Below are 19278 nucleotides of genomic sequence, written 5' to 3'. Positions count from 1 at the left end.
TTGAGCAGCGCCGCGACCCGCGCCACCGGCCCGGACCACCTGTGGTCGGTGGACGAACACCTGGAGGACATCCTCACGACCGTCCGCCCCCTGGAGCCCATCGAGCTGAACCTCCTGGACGCGCAGGGCTGCGTCCTGGTCGAGGACGTCACGGTGCCGGTGTCGCTGCCGCCGTTCGACAACAGCTCCATGGACGGGTACGCGGTGCGGGTCGCGGATGTCGCGGGCGCGAGCGAGGAGTTCCCCGCGGTGCTGGACGTCGTCGGGGACGTCGCGGCGGGCCAGGCCGACCTGCTCCACGTGGGGCCCGGCCAGGCCGCCCGCATCATGACCGGCGCCCCGCTGCCGCCCGGAGCGGAGACGGTCGTGCCCGTCGAATGGACCGACGGCGGGCTCGGCGAAGGCCCGGTGACCGGGATGCGCGCCCGCAGCCTGGCGCCCGAGGGCGCCGAGGGGCACGTGCACGTGTACCGGTCGGCCGAGGCACGCGCGCACGTGCGCGCGATGGGCAGCGACGTGAAGGCCGGGGACAGGGCCCTGGAGGCCGGCACGGTCCTCGGGCCGCCGCAGATCGGTCTGCTCGCCGCGATCGGGCGCGGCACGGTGCGCGTGCGCCCGCGCCCGCGTGTGGTCGTCGTCTCCACGGGCAGCGAGCTCGTCCAGCCCGACGAGCAACTCGGCAGCGGCCAGATCTACGACTCCAACAGCTTCGCCCTCACCGCCGCCGCCCGCGACGCCGGTGCCATCGCCTACCGCGTGGGCGCGGTCGCCGACGACGCCGAGACGCTGCGCTCCACCATCGAGGACCAGCTGGTGCGCGCCGACCTCATGGTCACCACGGGAGGCGTCAGCGTCGGGGCGTACGACGTCGTCAAGGAAGCCCTGTCGCACGTCGGGGACGAGGACGAGGCGGGCAGCGGCGTCGAGTTCCGCAAGCTGGCCATGCAGCCCGGAAAGCCCCAGGGCTTCGGTTCCATCGGCCCCGACCACACCCCGCTGCTCGCCCTCCCCGGCAACCCCGTCTCGTCGTACGTCTCCTTCGAGCTGTTCGTCCGTCCCGCGATCCGCACCCTGATGGGGCTCGACGACGTCCACCGGCCCACGGCCCGCGCCACCCTCACCGCCGACAACGCTCTGACCTCGCCGAAGGGCCGGCGGCAGTTCCTGCGCGGGACGTACACGGACGGCACCGTGGCCCCGGTCGGTGGTGCCGGATCGCACCTGGTCGCGGCGCTCGCGCACGCCGACGCGCTGATCGTCGTCCCGGAGGACGTGGAGTCCGTCGAGCCCGGCACCGAAGTCGAGGTCGTCCTGCTCGGCTGAGCCCACGCGCGCGTGCCGGACCATGGGGCAGTCCTGGTCCGTTGTTTGCGCCGACTTGGGGGTACCGTGTCGCGCACAACAGGCCCACGCGCCGCACCGCGAGGGGCCCGGACCGGGAGCGCCGCACAGCATGAGTACGCAGGACCGACTGACGCACATCGACGAGGCGGGCGCCGCCCGCATGGTCGACGTATCCGGCAAGGACGTGACCGCGCGCACCGCGCGGGCCAGCGGACGCGTCCTCGTCTCACCGCGCGTGGTCGAGCTGCTGCGCGGGGAGGGCATGCCCAAGGGCGACGCCCTCGCCACCGCGCGCATCGCGGGGATCATGGGCGCCAAGCGCACCCCGGACCTCATTCCGCTCTGTCACCCGCTCGCGGTGTCCGGTGTGAAACTGGATCTGTCGGTCGCGGACGACGCCGTGGAGATCGTGGCCACGGTGAAGACCACGGACCGCACGGGCGTCGAGATGGAGGCGCTCACCGCGGTCTCCGTCGCCGCGCTCACCGTGATCGACATGGTCAAGGCGGTCGACAAGGGAGCGGTCATCACGGACGTGCGTGTGGAGGAGAAGACGGGCGGCAAGTCGGGCGACTGGAGCCGGGCGTGAGCGCCGGGGCGCGCGCCGGGAACGGCGCGCCGTATCGCGCGCTGGTCGTGACCGCCTCCAACCGCGCCGCCGCCGGCGTCTACGAGGACAAGGGCGGTCCACTGATCGCCGCGGGTCTCGAAGGCTTCGGCTTCGCCGTCGACGGCCCGCAGGTCGTCCCCGACGGCGATCCGGTCGAGGCCGCGCTGAGGGCCGGCGCCGAGGACGGCTACGACGTGATCGTGACCACCGGCGGGACCGGCATTTCGCCCACCGACGGCACGCCCGAGGCCACCCGCTCGGTCATCGACTACGAGGTGCCGGGCATCGCGGAGGCCATCCGGGCGTTCGGGAGGGAGAAGGTCCCGACCGCCGCGCTCTCCCGCGGCCTGGCCGGAGTGGCGGGAAGGACACTGATCGTCAATCTGCCGGGTTCCACCGGCGGGGTGAAGGACGGGCTGGCCGTCCTGGAGCCCCTCCTGGTGCACGCCGTCGACCAGATCCGCGGCGGCGACCATCCCAGACCCGGCGCCACCAGTGGGGGTGCGAGCTGAACAGCCCATCCTGGCCCGTCGTGCTGGCGGACGGCGACATCGTCCTCCGGCCGATAAAGCTGCGCGACCAGCGGGCGTGGCGCGAGGTCAACCGGCGCAACCGCGACTGGCTGCGCCCCTGGGAGGCGACCATTCCGCCGCCCACGCCCAGCGGGCCGATCACGCACCGGCCGACCTACCGCCAGATGGTGAGGCATCTGCGGTCCGAGGCGAATTCGGGTCGGATGCTTCCCTTCGTCATCGAGTACCAGGGGCGGCTGGTCGGTCAGTTGACGGTCGCGGGAATCACCTGGGGATCGATGTGTTCGGGGCACATCGGCTACTGGGTGGACGAGTCGGTGGCGGGGCGCGGAGTGATGCCGACGTCCGTGGCGCTTGTCGTCGACCACTGTTTCCGGACGGTTGGTCTGCACCGCATCGAGGTCTGCATTCGCCCGGAGAACGGGCCCAGTCGCCGGGTCGTGGAGAAACTCGGATTCCGCGAGGAGGGACTCCGACCGCGTTATCTCCACATCGACGGCGCCTGGCGCGACCACCTCGTCTTCGCGCTCACCGCGGAAGAGGTTCCGGACGGGTTGCTCAACCGTTGGCGTCGGGCACGATCCCAGCGCACCTCCGACGACGCCTCGCGAGAGACCGCGCGGGACCCGCAGAACACGCCGGGGAATCCCGCCTGGCCGTCCCATAGTCAAGAAAATTGAATAAGTGTTCGAAATTGATCGCTCCGCGACCGCCTCAAGACATTAAATTCGCCGCCTCGGCGGGCCGCTGATCGCATCCATCACAAAAAAAGTTCGAAATATCAGCCAGATCGTGCGACACACCGGCCCAATTGGCGGATGGCCTCGCGCAAACCCCTCTACGGTGTGAGGCGTGAGCAGCAGCGGCCTCATCTACGCAGTCATTGTCGGGGCCTGGGCCGCCTACTTGGTGCCGATGTGGCTCCGTAGGCAGGACGAGCTGAACGAGGCCCGTCCGACGGAACGCTTCAGCACAGCCATCCGGTTGCTGTCCGGACGGGCGGGGATGGAGCGCCGGTACGCCAAGGACCTGCGCGCGCGCTCCGCCGAAGAGGGGGAGCCCGGCGCCGACGCTTCGGACGTGGTCACCGACTCGGTGGACGTCCGGGCCTTCGCCATGCCTCCGGCGCGGCACCAGACCCGCGCGGAAGTGCAGTCTCCGGCGCCCGGGCGTGCACAACCGGCGCGCGAGCAGGCGGGAGCGCCGGCGGCCGCGTCGAGCGCCGCCCCGGCGCGCGCATCGAAACCCACGCCCGCGCGCGCATCCGACTCCGCGCCCGCGCGCAAGCGCCCGCCCATCGCGCGGCGCACGCCCTCGCAGGAGGCGGCCGCGGCCCGCGCCCGGCGCACGAAGGTTCTCGCGCGCCGTCGGCGCACAACCGTGATGCTCTTCATCGCATTCACGCTCGGCGCGATCGTCGCCGCCGTGGGCGGACTCGCCTTCCTCTGGGCGCCCGGCGTCCCCGCCGTGCTGCTCAGCGGGTACATCGCCTACCTGCGCTCCCAGGAACGCCGCCGCTTCGCCTACCAGATGGACCGGCGCCGTGCCGAGGCCGCGGCGCAGCGGCTCAAGGAGCGCGCGCGGCAGCCGCGCCGGCGCGTGACCGCCGAGGTCGACACCGAAGAACCGGAAGAAGGCCCAGAGACCGTGACCGATCCCGGGCTGTCCGCGCTCGCCGCCGACCGGCGGGCGCTGGTGGAGCAGACCGACCACGCGGAGTGGGTCGACCAGCAGCGTGAGCGGCAACGGCGGCCCGGGCACGGGGACAGCTGGGACCCGGTGCCGGTGCCGTTGCCGACGTACGTGACCGCGCCGGTCGCGCCGCGGGCGACCGCGGACGTGGACCTCGGGGCGCCGGACGCGTGGAGTTCGGCGCGGTCGAGTTCCGTCGCGCCCGAGCAGGAGGCGCAGGCCGGCTCCCGGGCCGAGCGGCGGGACGCGGCGGCGGCGGACGAGGCCGCTTCCGGCGAGGAGGCCGAGGAGGCCGGGGAAGCGAGGGCGGACGACGACGGGCGCTGTGACGCCCGCCGGGCGGCTTCCGCGCGGCGGGCCAGGGAGCGGGGGCGTACGCCGTTGTTCGACCAGTACGAGGACGGCGAGCGGCCGCGGGCCGCCAACGAGTAGCGCCCCCACCCGCCCCACCTGTGGCGCAGCCGTCCGCCCCACCTGTGGTGCTGCCGCCCGGCGGCCCCGGAACGGATTTCCAAGCACGCGGATCGGGGTGCTAGAGTTTCACTCGTTGCAAGGGCCTGTGGCGCAGTCCGGTAGCGCACCTCGTTCGCATCGAGGGGGCCAGGGGTTCAAATCCCCTCAGGTCCACGCAGCATGGAGCCCCTGTCGGTGATGGCCGACAGGGGCTCTTGCACGTCCCGCGGCCACAGACCCCGGACAACCCGCGGAACCCGCACAGCAGTTGGGCTGGACCAACCTTCCGCCCAGCCCCCTCTGCCCGGCCCGCTCGGCTCAGCCCCCGCTGCCCAGCCGCCCTGCCTCGCTACAGCGCCTTCGCGAAGCAGCGGCTCGCCTCGTAGTGCCGGTAGTAGCCGAACTTCCCGCACGGCTCGTAACCGCTGGAGGTGTACAGGGCGATGGCCTCCGGCTGCTTGGTGCCGGTCTCCAGGACCATCCGGGCCCGCCCCGCCGCCCGGGCGTCCTCCTCCAGGGCGGCCAGGATGCGCCGGGCGACGCCCCGGCCCCGCATCGACTCCACCACGAACATGCGCTTGAGCTCGGCGTCCCCGTCGAGGTTGCCCTCGCCGTTGGAGTCCTGGGTGCGCCAGCCGCCGGTGGCCACCGGGGTGCCGTCCACGTCGTAGGCGATCAGGTAGACGCCGTTCGGCGGCTCGAAGTCGGCCGGGTCGAGGAAGGTGGCGTCGCCGCCGTCGCCGTAGCGGGCGTGGTATTCGGCCTGGACCTCGTCGTTGAGCTTGACGGCGTCGGGGTGGTCGAAGGAGACCCGGCGTATGTTCATGCTGTGGACCGTACACCTATGCGAAGTAGGGAGATGGACGTCGTCCAGTGTGCCGGTATCGTTCCCGCGTGCCCACTGTGACCTCGGACAACATGTCCAGCCGCCGAGGTCGGCCATGAGGTCGAGGAGAGTGTTGTGACGACGGTGACCTCCGTCAACGTCAATGGACTGCGTGCCGCCGCGAAGAAGGGCTTCGTGGAGTGGCTCGCGGGGACCGGCGCCGACGTGCTCTGTCTGCAGGAGGTGCGGGCCGAGCCGCAGCAGCTGCCGGAGCAGGTCCGTACCCCGGACGGTTGGTACGTGGTGCACGCGCCCGCCGCCGCCAAGGGCCGGGCCGGCGTCTCCCTCTACACCCGACGTGAGCCCGACCGCGTCCAAGTCGGCTTCGGCTCTGCCGAGTTCGACGGCAGCGGGCGCTACGTCGAGGCCGACCTGCCGGGCATCACCGTCGCCTCCCTCTACCTCCCCTCCGGCGAGGTCGGCACCGAGCGCCAGGACGAGAAGGTCCGCTTCATGGACGAGTTCCTCGCCTATCTGAAGGGGCTGCGCGAGCGGGCCGCCGCCGACGGCCGGGAGGTCGTCGTCTGCGGTGACTGGAACATCGCCCACCGGCCGGCCGACCTGAAGAACTGGCGCGCCAACCAGAAGAACTCCGGGTTCCTGCCCGAGGAGCGCGAGTGGCTCTCCCGGGTCCTCGATCCCGCGGACGGCGGATACGTCGACGTCGTACGGGCGCTGCATCCGGAGGCGGAAGGGCCGTACTCGTGGTGGTCCTACCGGGGGCGGGCCTTCGACAACGACAGCGGCTGGCGCATCGACTACCACCTCGCCACGCCCGGGCTCGCGGCCAGGGCCGTCAAGGGGTACGTGGAGCGGGCCGCCACGCATGCCGAGCGGTGGTCGGACCACGCGCCGGTGACCGTCGTGTACGAGTGAGGTCCGGTCCCGGCGTCGTACGCGACGAACGTCACAGCGCCGGAAGATCAGCGCGGGAGATCAGCGCTTGAAAGTCAGCGCTGCGAGATCAGCCGCGGCGTCCCGCACGGACGGCCACCGCTGCGACGCTCTACCGTTCGGATTTCCGTTTGGTCGTCGACTGTCCGAGGCGTCGGTCCAGTGCCAGTGACAGTTCCGCCTCCACCACGCTCCGCGCCAGCGGGCGCAGGCGGTGCAGGTCCTCCTCGGGGCCGTGGCGCAGGACCAGTTCGGCGAACATCTCGGCCAGGGCGTCGGCGTGCTCGCGGACACGGGCGCCGGCCTCCAGGACCTCGGCGAGGGGGATGCCCTCGCGCACCAGGGCGGAGGAGACGTCGAGGAGGCGCCGGCTGATGTGGACGATCTCGCCGCCGTCGGTGCCGAGGTAGCCGAGGTCGAGGGCGGCGGCGAGGTTCTCCGTGGTGACCTGGCCCTCGAAGCGGGCGGCGAGCTCCTCGGGGGTGAGGCGGACCGGCTCCTCCTCCGTCGGCTCGACGCCCAGCAGGTCGGCGACGTCACGGCCGTGGTCGAGGGCCTCCGCCAGTTCCGCGATGCCGGTGAGGGTGTGGCCGCGCTCCAGCAGCGCCGCGATCGTGCGCAGACGGGCCAGGTGGTCGTCGTCGTACCAGGCGATGCGGCCCTCGCGACGGGGTGGCGGGATCAGCTTGCGTTCGCGGTAGAAGCGCAGGGTGCGCACCGTGATGCCGGCCAGGCGGGCCAGTTCCTCCATGCGGTACTCACGCTTGTCAGCCACGCCCGAACCCTACGTTGTACCCGCGGTAACTTTCCTGGCCCCGCCCCCTACCCATCGGTACGGAGCTGTTCTAACCTCCCATTGCGCCAGTATTCACTGGCATGGTCGCGTGAGGGAAGGGCGTCGGCATGGCTGAGCGGGAGCATGTGCGGGTGGCGGTGATCGGGTCCGGGTTCGGCGGGCTCGGGGCCGCCGTACGGCTGCGGCGCGAGGGCGTCACGGACTTCGTGGTGCTGGAGCGGGCGAGCAGCGTCGGTGGCACCTGGCGCGACAACAGTTACCCCGGGTGCGCCTGCGACGTGCCGTCGCACCTGTACTCGTTCTCCTTCGCCCCCAACCCGGACTGGCCGCGCACCTTCTCCGGGCAGGAGCACATCCGCGCCTACCTCGAGCACGTCACGGACCTCTTCGGGCTGCGCCCGCACATCCGCTTCGACTCCGAGGTGAAGCGGATGACCTGGAACGGCGAGAAGCTGCGCTGGGACATCGAGACGGCCGGCGGAAGCCTCTCGGCCGACTTCGTCGTCTCCGCCACCGGGCCGCTGTCCGACCCCAAGATCCCCGAGATCCCCGGGCTGGACTCCTTCCCCGGCAAGGTCTTCCACTCCGCCCGCTGGGACCACGACTACGACCTGCGCGGCAAGCGCGTGGCGATGGTGGGGACGGGCGCGTCCGCCATCCAGATCGTGCCGAGCATCCAGCCCGAGGTCTCCCGGCTCACCCTCTTCCAGCGCACCCCGCCGTGGGTCATGCCCCGCGTCGACCGGGCCATCAGCGGCGCCGAGCGGGCCCTGCACCGGGCGCTGCCCTTCACGGCGCAGGCCCGCCGCGGCCTGCTGTGGGGCATCAGGGAGTTGCAGGTCCAGGCGTTCACCAAGCACCCCAACGAGCTCGGATTCGTCGAGCAGTTGGCGAAGCGGAACATGGCCCGGGCCATCAAGGACCCGGCCCTGCGCGCCAAGCTGACCCCCGACTACCGCATCGGCTGCAAGCGGATCCTGCTGAGCAGCACGTACTACCCGGCGCTCGCCGAGCCGAATGTGGACGTCGTCGCCGGCGGGCTCAGCGAGGTCCGCGGCTCCACCCTCGTGGCCGCCGACGGCACCGAGGCCGAGGTCGACGCGATCATCTTCGGCACCGGGTTCCACGTCACCGACATGCCCATCGCGGAGCGGGTCGTGGGCGCGGACGGCCGGACGCTCGCCGAGACCTGGAAGGGCGGCATGGAGGCCCTGCGCGGCGCCTCCGTGCCGGGCTTCCCCAACTGGATGACCGTCATCGGCCCCAACACCGGGCTCGGCAACTCGTCGATGATCCTCATGATCGAGTCGCAGCTCAACTACATGGTCGACTTCCTGCGGCAGCTGGACGTCCTGGGCGGTCGCGCGGTCCTCGACGCCCGGCCCGGCGCCGTCTCCGCCTGGACCCTGCGGGTGCAGGAACGCATGAAGCGCACGGTCTGGGACACCGGCGGTTGCACCAGCTGGTACATGGACGCCAACGGCCGCAACACCACCATCTGGCCCGGTACGACCACCGAGTTCCGGCGGGCGACGCGGCGGGTGGACCTAGCGGAGTACGAACTCGTGCGCCAACCGGCGGCCGAGGAGACGGCCGAGAAGACGGAGGTGTCCGCGTGAGCCGCCTCATGCACGTCTCCTCCGGGCCGTACGCCCCTCCCGTCCCCGTCCGCGTGCTCACCGCCACCTCCGCCGACGGCGCCGGCCTCCACGTCGAGGTGCACGGACCCGAGGGCGCCCCCGCCGTCGTCCTCGCCCACGGCTGGACCTGCTCCACCGCCTTCTGGGCCGCGCAGATCCGGGACCTCGCCGCCGATCACCGCGTCATCGCCTACGACCAGCGCGGCCACGGACGCAGCCCGGCGAGCCCCGCCTGCACCACCGACGGCCTCGCCGACGACCTCGAAGCCGTGCTGAAGGCCACCCTCGCGCCCGGCGAGAAGGCCGTGATCGCCGGTCACTCCATGGGCGGCATGACGGTCATGGCGGCCGCGACCCGGCCCGTCTTCCGCGAGCACGCGGCGGCCGTCCTGCTGTGCAGCACCGGTTCCTCGCGGCTGGTCGCCGAGTCGACCGTCGTACCCATGCGGCCCGGACGGCTGCGGACCTGGCTGACCCGGAACATCCTCGGGGCGCGGGCCCCGCTCGGGCCGGTGACGCCTCTCGCGCGGCGGATCCTCAAGTACGGGACGATGGGGCCCGGTTCGGCACCTCACATGGTGGAGGCGTGCGCCCGCATCGTGCACGCGTGTCCGCGCAAGGTGCGCCACGCCTGGTCGAACGTCCTCGACCTGCTCGATCTCGACCACGGCGTACGGGAGTTGAGGGTGCCGACCGCCGTCGTCGTCGGGACCGCCGACCGGCTCACCCCGCCCGTGCACGCGCGGGCACTGGTGGCCGCGCTGCCGAACTGCGTGGACTCGACCGAGCTGCCGGGGCTCGGCCACATGACGCCGATCGAGGCGCCGGAGCTGGTCAGCGAACGGATCCGGGACCTCGTGACGACGTACGCAACGATCAAGGAGGGTGCATGAGCAAGGTCAGCCTCGAAGGACAGGTCGCCGTCGTCACGGGCGCCGCGCGCGGTGTGGGCGAGCTGCTCGCCCGCAAGCTGTCGGCGCGCGGCGCCAAGGTGGCGCTGGTGGGTCTGGAGCCGGACGCCCTCAAGCAGGTCTCCGAACGGCTGCACAGCGAGAGCGACCACTGGTACGCCGACGTCACCGACCACGAGGCGATGGCCCGCGTCGCGCGGGAGGTCAAGGAGCGGTTCGGGAAGGTCGACATCGTGGTCGCCAACGCGGGAGTGGCGACCGGCGGGCCCTTCGTGGACTCCGACCCGGAGGCGTGGCGGCGGGTCATCGAGGTGAACCTCATCGGGTCGGCCGTGACCGCCCGCGCGTTCCTGCCCGTTCTGATGGAGAGCCGCGGCTATCTGCTGCAGATCGCCTCCCTCGCCGCGATCACCCCGGCGCCGATGATGACCGCGTACTGCGCCTCCAAGTCCGGTGTGGAGGCGTACGCGCACAGCCTGCGGGCCGAGGTCGGCTACAAGGGCGTGCGGGTCGGCGTCGGCTATCTGTCGTGGACCGACACCGACATGGTGCGCGGCGCCGACCAGGACGAGGTCATGCGGGAGTTGCGGCAGCGGCTGCCGTGGCCCTCCAACAAGACCTATCCGCTGGGCCCGGCCGTGGACCGCCTCGTGGCCGGCATCGAGCGGCGCTCCAGCCATGTCTACGGGCAGTGGTGGCTGCGCGGGATGCAGGGCGTGCGCGGATACCTTCCGGGCATCATCGGGTCGGTCGGACAGCGGGAGATGAAGCGGTTCGCGCCCCGGTTGGCGGGAATGCGGCAGGGGCTCGTCGGCGCAGGTGGGGCGGCAGACGAGGAGGCCCGCGCTACGCACCGTAACTGATCGAAATGCGCGCTGTGTCCGCCCGTGTGAATCTGATGAAGGCCCCGCTCAGGGGCTCTTCCCCCCACTCGATACGGGAGTGAACCCACATGGGTATGAAGGACAAGTTCCAGGACCAGTCGGAGCAGTGGAAGCAGCAGGCCAAGCAGAAGGCCCAGGAGGCCAGGGAGCAGGGCCAGCAGCGTGGCCGGCAGGACCGGGACCGCATGCGTGACGAGCAGCCCGAGCGGATGCGCGAGGAGCAGGACCGGCTCGAAGAGGACTTCGACGCCTAGTCGCTGCGCCGGCGTTCGCCGGTGAGGTCGGAGTGGGGTGCCCTGCGTTTGCGGGGTGCCCCACTCTGCCGTTCTGTGCGCGGTTCCCCGCGCCCCTTCGATGCTAGGGAGTTGTGCGGGGAGGGAGCTTGGGGCGGGATCTGTCCGGGACGTTCGAGTAGTCCGGGGGAGTTGCCGGGGGGTTGGATTCCAGGAGTTGCAGGGCCAGTTGGACCGCGTCGTCCAGTTGGGCGTGGCGGCCCTCCGCCCAGTCGAGGGGGGTGCGGAGGATCTCCACGTCCGGGGTCACGCCCCGGTTCTCCACGCCCCAGCCGTACGCGTCGAACCACGCCGCGTTCATCGGGACCGTGATCACCGTGCCGTCGCCCAGTTCGTGGCGGCCGGTCATGCCGACCACTCCGCCCCAGGTGCGCTGGCCGATGACGGGGCCGAGCTTCAGGAGTTTGAAGGCCGCCGTGATCATGTCGCCGTCGGAGGAGGTCGCCTCGTCGGCGAGGGCGACCACCGGGCCGCGCGGGGCGTTGGAGGCGTACGACACCGGCTGGGCGTTGCGCGTCAGGTCCCAGCCGATGATCGTGCGGGTCAGCTTCTCCACCACCAGTTCGCTGATGTGCCCGCCCGCGTTGCCGCGCACGTCGACGATGAGGGCGGGGCGGGACACCTCCATCCGCAGGTCCCGGTTGAACTGGGCCCAGCCCGAGCCGCCCATGTCCGGGATGTGCAGGTAGCCGCAGCGGCCGCCGCTCAACTCCCGTACCACCGCCCGGCGTTTGGCCACCCAGTCCTGGTAGCGCAGGGGGCGTTCGTCGACCAGGGGGACCACGGCGACCCGGCGCGAGCGGCCCGCCTCGCCCTCGGCGGGTGTGAAGGTGAGCTCGACGGTCGTCCCGCCCGCGCCCGCCAGCAACGGATACGGCCCGGTCAGCGGGTCCACCGGCCGGCCGTCGACATGGGTGAGGACGGCGCCCTCCCGGATTCCCGTGCCCGCCAGCGGGGAGCGTGCCTTGGAGTCCGAGGGGTCGCCGGGCAGGATCCGCCTGACCACCCAACCCGCATCCCTGCGCACGAAGTTGGCGCCGAGCAGGCCCTGCCGGCGCTGGTAGTGGGGCGGCCCCTCGTTGCGGCGGGCGGCGGTGACGTAGGCGTGGGAGGTGCCCAGTTCGCCCAGCACCTCGCGCAGCAGGTCGGCGAACTCGTCCGGGGACGCGACCCGTTCGACCAGCGGACGGTACCGGTCCAGCACTCCGGTCCAGTCGACCCCGCACATCCCCGGGTCCCAGAAGTAGGCCCGGATCAGCCGGCCCGCCTCCTCGTACGACTGGCGCCACTCGGCCGCCGGGTCGACCTCGTGCAGGATGCGGCGCAGGTCGATCCAGACCGTCGTGTCGCCGTCGCCCGACTCACTGGAGGGGACCGCGCGCAGATCGCCCTCGTCGACCACCACCAGGCGGGTGCCCTCGCCGCTGACCGCGAACCAGTCGAGGTGGTCGACCAGTTCGGACTTCCTGGCCTTGCTGATGTTGAAGTGCTCCAGCGTCGGCCGGCCGCTGGTGTCGTCCGGGTTGACGAAGGTCTCGCCGAGCGCGCCCGAGATCGGCCAGCGCAGCCAGACCAGCCCGCCGCCCGCCACCGGATACAGCGCCGAGTACTTCGAGGCGGCGACCGGGAAGGGCGTGACCCTGTTCTCCAGCCCCTCGACCTCCACGGTCACCGCGCCGTCGCCCTCCTCCTCGTCGACGGGGTCCAGGCCGCCGGCGGCCGGTCGGCCCTCCGGGTTCAGCGCGAAGGGGGAGGGGGTCGCGGACGACAACGGGACCAGGTAGGGACGGCAGCCGAGCGGGAAGGACAGGTCCCCGGTGTGGACGTCGTAGACCGGGTCGAAGCCGCGCCAGGAGAGGAACGCCAGATAGCGGCCGTCCCTGGTGAACACCGGGTTCTCGTCCTCGAAGCGGCCGTTGGTCACGTCCACGACCAACCGCTCCGCCCGGCCTTTGGCGGCGATGCGGGCCATCTTGATCTGCCGCAGGGTCCGGCCGATCCCCGGGTGCGACCACGTCAGCCACCCCCCGTCCGGCGAGAAGGCGAGGTCCCGCACGGGGCCGTTGACCGACCGGATCAGCTCGGTCACCTCGCCGTTGGAGCCTTCGGTTGCGTCGATCAGCAGCAGGCGCCCGTCGTGCGAGGCGATGGCGAGGCGCTCGCCCCGGGGGTCGGAGACCAGCTCCAGGACGCGGCCCAGCTCGCCGGAGGCCAGGCGGCGCGGCTCCCGGTCGCCGCTCGCGCGCGGCAGCTGGGCGATCTCGACGGCGTCGTCGCCCTCCGCGTCCGTCACGTAGGCGACCTGGCCGGTCGAGCCCAGCATCTCGGGGAGCCGGACCCGCACGCCGGGGGTGTCCGTGATGGTGCGGGCCGGTCCGTCGCGGTGGGTCAGCCAGTACAGGCTGCCGCGTACGACGACGGCGCTCGCGCGGCCGGTCTCGTCGACGGAGAGGCCGTTGACGTGCTGTCCGGCCGGCACCTGGTAGGTACGGCGTCCCGCGCGCGGCCCGCTCAGCCGCACGTCGAGTCTGCGCGGCTCGGCGGCGAGGTCGTCGACGATCCACAGGTCCCCGGCGCACTGGTAGACCACCCGGGTGCCGTCGCTGGAGGCGTGCCGGGCGTAGAAGGCGTCGTGATCGGTGTGGCGGCGCAGGTCGGAGCCGTCGTACGCGCACGAGTACAGGTTGCCGATGCCCTCGTGGTCGGAGAGGAAGGCGATCCGGCCTCCGACGAACATGGGGGAGTGCAGGTGGCCCTCCAGGCCGTCGAGCAGCCGTTCGCCGTGGAACCACAGCCGGCCCGTCGCGCCGCCCCGGTACCGCTTCCAGGCGGCCGGCTCGTGCGGCGGGGTGCCGGTGAGCAGCAGGCTCTTGCGCTCGCCGTCGATCTCTGCGACCTGGATGTCGGATACCGGGCCCCAGGGGAGCTTGCGGCCGGGGTCGCCGTCGGGGGAGACCTTGTAGGCCCAGGTGAAGTAGGAGAAGGGCTCGCCGTGGGAGGCGACGGCCAGGATGGTGCCCTGCGGGGTCCAGCCGCAGACCTGGGTGTCGGCGGAACCCCAGTGGGTGAGCTGTCTGCCGGGCCCGCCGCCGTCCACCGGCACCACGTGGATCTCCGGTACCAGGCTGCGCCAGCTCGTGTACGCGATGGTGCCGCCGTCCGGTGAGAAGCGCGGATGGCCGGTCTTCGTGCGGTCGACGGTGAGGCGCCAGGCGCGTCCGGGGCCGTCGAGGGGGGCCAGCCAGAGGTCGTCCTCGGCGACGAAGCACAACAGGTCACCGCTCAGGTGCGGCAGGCGCAGATAGCTCACCTCCTCATGTTTTTCCGGCAAATCGGGCCGGGCAACTTATGTGCCCTTCATGTTCGTGAGGCAAGACACGTACGAAACGGTTTCGTTTCGCTCGGTAGGGGGGTATCTTCATGAACGTACAAAGAAACGAACGTCCCGAGCGGGAAGGCGAGTGGCATGACCGAGGTGACAACCGCGCGTCGCAGTCGCATCACGCCCGAGCGCGAGGCCGAGTTGTACGAGGCCGTGCTCGAACTGCTCAGGGAGGTCGGCTACGACGCCCTCACCATGGACGCCGTGGCGGCCCGCACCAAGTCCAGCAAGGCGACGCTCTACCGCCAGTGGGGCGGCAAGGCCGAGCTGGTCGCGAAGGCGGTGCGGCACAACAAGCGGGGCTTCGACCTCGGTGGGATCGACACCGGGTCGCTCAGGGGCGACCTGCACGCCCTGACCATGCGTTCGGACGACTGCGAGATGGAGCAGAACTCCGCGCTGATGCGAGGTCTGGCCATGGCCATCCATGGCAATCCGGACCTGCTGAAGGCGTTCAGGGAGTATCTGATCGAGCCGGAGATGGCCGAGTTCCGCCGGGTGCTGCAACGGGCGATCGACCGGGGCGAGGTCCGTGCGGACAACCCCGCGATCGATTACGTGATGCACATGATGATCGGCGGGTTCGCCGCCCGCACGATGATCGACGAGCAGCCGCCGACGCAGGCGTTCCTTCTGTCGTACATCGACGCCGTGGTCCTTCCGGCCCTGGGCGTCTGACCCCTCCCCACACTCTCCCCACCACCTGACGTCACCGCTCAAGTCGTCGGGACGGTCGCCCATGCCTCCCCGCCGGGCGATCACCCCTGCTCCGAAACACCCCACGACCTGACCGGGAGTACGCCCACGTGGCCACGTTCCTCTACCGACTCGGCCGGTTCGCCTTCCGGCGACGGCACTTCGTCGCACTGTTCTGGGTGGCGCTGCTGACGCTCGCCGGCGTCGCCGCGGCCAACGCGCCCGCCGCCGGCTCCACCTCCTTCTCCATCCCGGGCACGGAAGCGCAGAAGGCTTTCGACCTGCTGGACCAGCGTTTCCCCGGCTCCAATTCCGACGGTGCCACCGCCCGCGTCGTCTTCAAGGCGCCCAGCGGCGAGAAGATGACCGACGCCGCCAACAAGGCGACCGTCGAGAAGACGGTGAAGGAGCTGGCCGACGGCTCCGAGGTGACCTCCGTCGCCGACCCGTACACCGCGCACGCCGTCAGCAAGGACGGCACGGTGGCGTACGCGTCCGTGCGGTACGACAAGTCCGGCATGGAACTCAAGGACGCCTCCCGCACCGCACTGGAGGACACCGCCCAGCAGGCGCGGGACGCCGGGCTGACCGTCGAGATCGGCGGTGACGCGCTGCAGGCGGGCGCCGAACCGGGCGCGGCCGGCGAGGTCGTCGGCCTCGCCATCGCCGCCGTCGTCCTCGTCATCACCCTCGGCTCACTCGTCGCGGCCGGACTGCCCCTGCTGACGGCGATCATCGGCGTCGGCATCGGTGTCTCCGGCATCACCGCCCTCGCCAAGGCGCTCGACCTCGGCGACACGACCTCCACCCTCGCCCTGATGATCGGCCTCGCGGTCGGCATCGACTACGCGCTGTTCATCGTCTCCCGCTACCGCGGCGAACTCGCCGAGGGCCGCAGCCGCGAGGAGGCGGTCGGCCGGGCGGCCGGCACGGCCGGCTCGGCGGTGGTCTTCGCCGGCCTGACGGTCGTGATCGCGCTGGCCGGCCTGTCGGTGGTCGGCGTGCCGATGCTGACCAAGATGGGCCTCGCGGCGGCCGCCACCGTCCTGGTCGCCGTCCTCATCGCGCTGACCATGATCCCGGCGCTGCTCGGCTACGCGGGCCGCAAGGTCAGGCCGGCGGGTGAGAAGCGCCGCAAGACCGACGGCGCCCGCTCCGGCGGACCCGGCCTGGGCGAGCGTTGGGCGAGCTTCGTCGTACGGCGCCCGGCCGCCGTACTGCTGCTCGGCGTCGTCGGCCTCGGCGCGGTCGCCGTCCCGGCCACCCAGCTGGAACTGGGCCTGCCCGACGACGGTTCGCAGCCGACGTCCACGACCCAGCGGCGCGCCTACGACCTGCTGTCGGAGGGCTTCGGACCCGGCTTCAACGGCCCCCTGATGATCGTCGTCGACGCCAAGGGCAGCGACGACCCCAAGGCGGCGGCGAACCGTGTCGCCGACGACATCAAGGGCCTGAAGGACGTCACCACGGTCACCCCGGCGGTGTTCAACAAGGCCGGTGACACCGCGATGATCACCGTGGTCCCCGGATCCAAGCCGTCCTCCACGCAGACCGAGGACCTGGTGCACGCGATCCGCGACAAGGGCGCGGACGTCAGGGCCGACACCGGCGCGAAGGCCCTGGTCACCGGCACCACGGCCATGAACATCGACTTCTCGCAGAAGCTCAACGACGCGCTGATCCCGTATCTGGGCCTGGTCGTCGGTCTCGCGTTCCTGCTGCTGATCGCGGTGTTCCGCTCGATCCTGGTCCCGCTGAAGGCGGCCCTCGGCTTCCTGCTCAGCGTGCTGGCCGCGCTCGGCGCCGTGGTCGCGGTCTTCCAGTGGGGCTGGCTCGGCGGCCTGCTCGGGGTGGAGCAGACCGGCCCGATCATGTCGATGATGCCGATCTTCATGGTGGGCGTGGTCTTCGGCCTGGCGATGGACTACGAGGTGTTCCTCGTGACCCGTATGCGGGAGGCGTACGTCCACGGCGAGACGCCCGGCCAGGCCGTGGTCACCGGATTCCGGCACAGCGCGCGGGTCGTGGCGGCCGCCGCGGTCATCATGATCGCCGTCTTCGGAGGCTTCATCACCTCCAGCGAGTCCATGATCAAGATGATCGGCTTCGGCCTGGCCATCGCCGTCTTCTTCGACGCGTTCATCGTCCGCATGGCCATCGTCCCGGCGGTCCTGGCGCTGCTCGGCCGCCGGGCCTGGTGGCTGCCGAAGTGGCTGGACCGGGCGCTGCCCAACGTGGACGTCGAGGGCGAGGGGCTGAAGACCCTCGACGCCGCCGGGGGCGCCGACCGGGACACCGATCCCGACGAGGACCGGGAGCTGGTGAAGGCCTGAGGGCCTCTGAAGGTGTGAGTGCCGGATGACGGGCGGCCTTCCGGACGCGGTGGTGCAGTGTGCTGCACCCCGGGCTCGGGAGGCCGCTCCCTCGTTGCGCGGGGCGTCTCCCTCGGCGCGGCGGCCGGCCCGCTCGCGGAGCGCCGCAGGCGACGGGCCGTTGTCAGTGGCGCCCCCTAACGTGGCGGCATGACCACACTCTCCGAACGACCCCACACCGCCCTGCTGGTGATCGACGTCCAGCAGGGCGTCGTCGCGTCCGCGTACGAGCGGGACGCGGTCGTCGCGAACATCGCGTCCCTCGTCGACAAGGCCCGCGCCGAGGACGTCCCGGTCGTCTGGGTCCAGCACTCCGATGAGGGCCTGGAGAAGGGCAGCGACGACTGGCGGTACGTCCCCGAGCTGCCGCGCCGCGACTCCGAGTCCCTGGTCCACAAGAACTACGGCGACTCCTTCGAGGCCACCGACCTGGAGCAGGTCCTCGCCGAGGCGGGCGTCGGCCATCTCGTCGTCACCGGCGCGGAGACGGACGCGTGCATCCGGTCCACGATCCACGGCGCGTTCGCACGGGGCTACGACGTCACGCTCGTCGCCGACGCGCACACCGCCAACGACCAGAGCGAGTGGGGCGCCCCGCCGCCGGAGCAGGTCATCGCCCACACGAACCTGTACTGGCGCTGGCAGGGGGCGCCGGGACGCAAGGCTGCGGTGACGGACACCAAGGACGTGAAGTTCGGCGGCTGAGACGCCGGTTTCCCGGTTCCCGTCACCCGGAGTGACCGTCTCCACCTACCGTGATCCATGACGGAGCGTGAGTGACCCGTGACTGTCCGGCGTTTGTCTCGGACTGTCCCGGCTGTCCGCGATGCCGTCCGGGTACGGGGCGCGTTGGAGGTGGTCATGAACGAGGGCGTGGACGAGGCCGGTTGGGACGTGGAACCGGGGGACGAGATCGAGCCGGTCGTGCAGGCCGTGGGGCACCTGCTGAAGGTGTGCCGCGAAGGCGCGGGTATGCGGCCTGCCGAGTTCGGTGAACTCATGGGGTACGGCGAGGACATGGTCCGCAAGATGGAGCGGGGCCAGCGGATTCCGCGCCCGGAGTTCCTGGACAGGGCGGACACGGTCCTCAAGGCGCAGGGTCATCTGCGGGCGTTCATGGACGACATGCGGAAGGCGCGGTATCCGAAGAAGGTGCGGGAGCTGGCCGAGATGGAGGAGCGGGCGATCGAGGTGCTCCTCTATCGCAACCACAACATCCACGGCCTCCTGCAGACGCCGGAGTACGCGAAGGCCCTGTTCGAGACACATCAGCCCGCGCTCACGGCGGACGTGGTGGAACGGGAGACGGCCGCCCGCATGTCCCGTAAGGCGATCTTCGACCGTGACCCCGCTCCGACGCTCGGATTCGTCCAGGAACAGGTGACACTGGAGCGGCCGATCGGCGGGAGGATGGTGCTGCGCCGACAGCTCGAACACCTCCTGGAGGTGGCGCAGTCGAGGAACGTCACGTTCCAGGTGATGCCGACCGAGCGTGAGGACCACGCAGGCATGCAGGGGTTGATCGACGTGATGAAGTTCGGTGACGGCACTGCCATCGGACGCTCCGACGGAGCGTTCAACGGCCGTCCCGTCTCAAGTCATCGTGATCTTCAGATCCTCGAACTGCGCTATGGGATGATCCGGGCGCAGGCTCTCACGCCGAAAGAGTCGCTGGCCTTCGTCGAGCAAGTGCTGGGGAGACTATGAGCACTACGGAACTCCGCTGGTTCAAGAGCAGCTACAGCGACAGCAGTGAACCCGGCGACTGCGTCGAAGTCGCCGTCACTCCCGTCACGATCCACATCCGCGACTCCAAGACCCCGCAGGCCGCGCGCCTCGCCGTCGCCCGTACCACCTGGACCGCCTTCCTCACCCACGTGTCGCGCTGAACT

At 71.3% G+C, this 19278-nt stretch carries 18 protein-coding genes and 1 tRNA gene; 16 read left to right on the top strand and 3 right to left on the bottom strand.

Going from position 1 to position 19278, the window contains the following annotated elements; all coding sequences use genetic code 11:
* The 6 genes from glp (at position 1) to ACIGDI_RS24570 (ending at position 4806) form a co-directional block, all read left to right on the top strand.
* Entirely contained in the window at positions 1-1323 is a 1323-nt protein-coding gene (glp, locus tag ACIGDI_RS24595) for a gephyrin-like molybdotransferase Glp (RefSeq protein ID WP_399900317.1), read from the top strand.
* Between the two features lie 130 nt (positions 1324-1453).
* Positions 1454-1933 (top strand): cyclic pyranopterin monophosphate synthase MoaC, encoded by a 480-nt coding sequence (moaC, locus tag ACIGDI_RS24590; protein ID WP_399900314.1) that lies wholly within the window; start codon positions 1454-1456, stop codon positions 1931-1933.
* Positions 1918-2466: a molybdenum cofactor biosynthesis protein B gene (locus ACIGDI_RS24585; RefSeq protein WP_399901162.1), complete on the top strand. Its 549-nt coding sequence runs from the start codon at positions 1918-1920 to the stop codon at positions 2464-2466. Before moaC ends, ACIGDI_RS24585 begins: the two co-directional genes overlap by 16 nt.
* Positions 2467-2486: 20 nt before the next feature.
* Positions 2487-3167: a GNAT family N-acetyltransferase gene (locus ACIGDI_RS24580; protein ID WP_399900312.1), complete on the top strand. Its 681-nt coding sequence runs from the start codon at positions 2487-2489 to the stop codon at positions 3165-3167.
* A gap of 172 nt (positions 3168-3339) precedes the next feature.
* The gene (glpR, locus tag ACIGDI_RS24575) at positions 3340-4611 is read left to right on the top strand and encodes a gephyrin-like molybdotransferase receptor GlpR (RefSeq protein ID WP_399900308.1); all 1272 of its coding nucleotides are present in this window, start codon (positions 3340-3342) and stop codon (positions 4609-4611) included.
* Positions 4612-4732: 121 nt separating this feature from the next.
* A tRNA-Ala gene (locus ACIGDI_RS24570) sits at positions 4733-4806 on the top strand.
* A 175-nt stretch (positions 4807-4981) separates the two neighbouring features.
* Here ACIGDI_RS24570 and ACIGDI_RS24565 read toward each other — a convergent pair.
* On the bottom strand, positions 4982-5458 hold the full coding sequence (locus ACIGDI_RS24565) for a GNAT family N-acetyltransferase (RefSeq protein ID WP_399900305.1): 477 nt from the start codon (positions 5456-5458) through the stop codon (positions 4982-4984).
* A gap of 135 nt (positions 5459-5593) precedes the next feature.
* On the opposite strand from ACIGDI_RS24565, the gene ACIGDI_RS24560 reads away from it, so the two are divergent.
* On the top strand, positions 5594-6394 hold the full coding sequence (locus ACIGDI_RS24560; RefSeq protein ID WP_272177614.1) for an exodeoxyribonuclease III: 801 nt from the start codon (positions 5594-5596) through the stop codon (positions 6392-6394).
* Between the two features lie 130 nt (positions 6395-6524).
* On the opposite strand, the gene ACIGDI_RS24555 is transcribed toward ACIGDI_RS24560, so the two are convergent.
* The gene (locus ACIGDI_RS24555; RefSeq protein ID WP_399901159.1) at positions 6525-7163 is read right to left on the bottom strand and encodes a MerR family transcriptional regulator; all 639 of its coding nucleotides are present in this window, start codon (positions 7161-7163) and stop codon (positions 6525-6527) included.
* Between the two features lie 152 nt (positions 7164-7315).
* Here ACIGDI_RS24555 and ACIGDI_RS24550 point away from each other — a divergent pair, with 152 nt between their 5' ends.
* From ACIGDI_RS24550 to ACIGDI_RS24535, 4 genes are all read left to right on the top strand, one after another.
* The gene (locus ACIGDI_RS24550) at positions 7316-8827 is read left to right on the top strand and encodes a flavin-containing monooxygenase (RefSeq protein WP_399900301.1); all 1512 of its coding nucleotides are present in this window, start codon (positions 7316-7318) and stop codon (positions 8825-8827) included.
* The gene (locus ACIGDI_RS24545; RefSeq protein WP_399900298.1) at positions 8824-9741 is read left to right on the top strand and encodes an alpha/beta fold hydrolase; all 918 of its coding nucleotides are present in this window, start codon (positions 8824-8826) and stop codon (positions 9739-9741) included. Before ACIGDI_RS24550 ends, ACIGDI_RS24545 begins: the two co-directional genes overlap by 4 nt.
* Complete coding sequence (locus ACIGDI_RS24540) at positions 9738-10622, top strand: SDR family oxidoreductase (RefSeq protein ID WP_272177616.1); 885 nt, start codon at positions 9738-9740, stop codon at positions 10620-10622. The genes ACIGDI_RS24545 and ACIGDI_RS24540 overlap by 4 nt, the downstream gene beginning before the upstream one ends.
* An 89-nt stretch (positions 10623-10711) precedes the next feature.
* The gene (locus ACIGDI_RS24535; RefSeq protein WP_399900295.1) at positions 10712-10897 is read left to right on the top strand and encodes a hypothetical protein; all 186 of its coding nucleotides are present in this window, start codon (positions 10712-10714) and stop codon (positions 10895-10897) included.
* 103 nt (positions 10898-11000) lie between these two features.
* On the opposite strand, the gene ACIGDI_RS24530 is transcribed toward ACIGDI_RS24535, so the two are convergent.
* A complete protein-coding gene (locus ACIGDI_RS24530) occupies positions 11001-14246 on the bottom strand; it encodes a S41 family peptidase (RefSeq protein ID WP_399900292.1) in 3246 nt (1081 codons plus the stop codon).
* A 156-nt stretch (positions 14247-14402) separates the two neighbouring features.
* Between ACIGDI_RS24530 and ACIGDI_RS24525 the strand changes: the two genes are divergently transcribed.
* The 5 genes from ACIGDI_RS24525 (at position 14403) to ACIGDI_RS24505 (ending at position 19275) form a co-directional block, all read left to right on the top strand.
* The gene (locus tag ACIGDI_RS24525) at positions 14403-14996 is read left to right on the top strand and encodes a TetR/AcrR family transcriptional regulator (RefSeq protein ID WP_399900290.1); all 594 of its coding nucleotides are present in this window, start codon (positions 14403-14405) and stop codon (positions 14994-14996) included.
* Positions 14997-15124: 128 nt separating this feature from the next.
* The gene (locus ACIGDI_RS24520) at positions 15125-17347 is read left to right on the top strand and encodes an MMPL family transporter (protein WP_399900287.1); all 2223 of its coding nucleotides are present in this window, start codon (positions 15125-15127) and stop codon (positions 17345-17347) included.
* A gap of 189 nt (positions 17348-17536) precedes the next feature.
* Positions 17537-18091 (top strand): cysteine hydrolase family protein, encoded by a 555-nt coding sequence (locus ACIGDI_RS24515; protein ID WP_399900285.1) that lies wholly within the window; start codon positions 17537-17539, stop codon positions 18089-18091.
* A 156-nt stretch (positions 18092-18247) separates the two neighbouring features.
* Positions 18248-19093, top strand: coding sequence for a helix-turn-helix domain-containing protein (locus ACIGDI_RS24510; protein ID WP_399900282.1), 846 nt, complete (start codon positions 18248-18250; stop codon positions 19091-19093).
* Positions 19090-19275: a DUF397 domain-containing protein gene (locus ACIGDI_RS24505; RefSeq protein ID WP_399900279.1), complete on the top strand. Its 186-nt coding sequence runs from the start codon at positions 19090-19092 to the stop codon at positions 19273-19275. Before ACIGDI_RS24510 ends, ACIGDI_RS24505 begins: the two co-directional genes overlap by 4 nt.
* Positions 19276-19278 lie beyond the last annotated feature (3 nt).

This window comes from Streptomyces sp. NPDC085900, from assembly GCF_044540925.1.
Lineage (GTDB): Bacteria > Actinomycetota > Actinomycetes > Streptomycetales > Streptomycetaceae > Streptomyces > Streptomyces gilvifuscus.
Note: the sequence above shows the minus strand (reverse complement) of the source record. Positions and strands in the feature narration are given on the sequence as shown.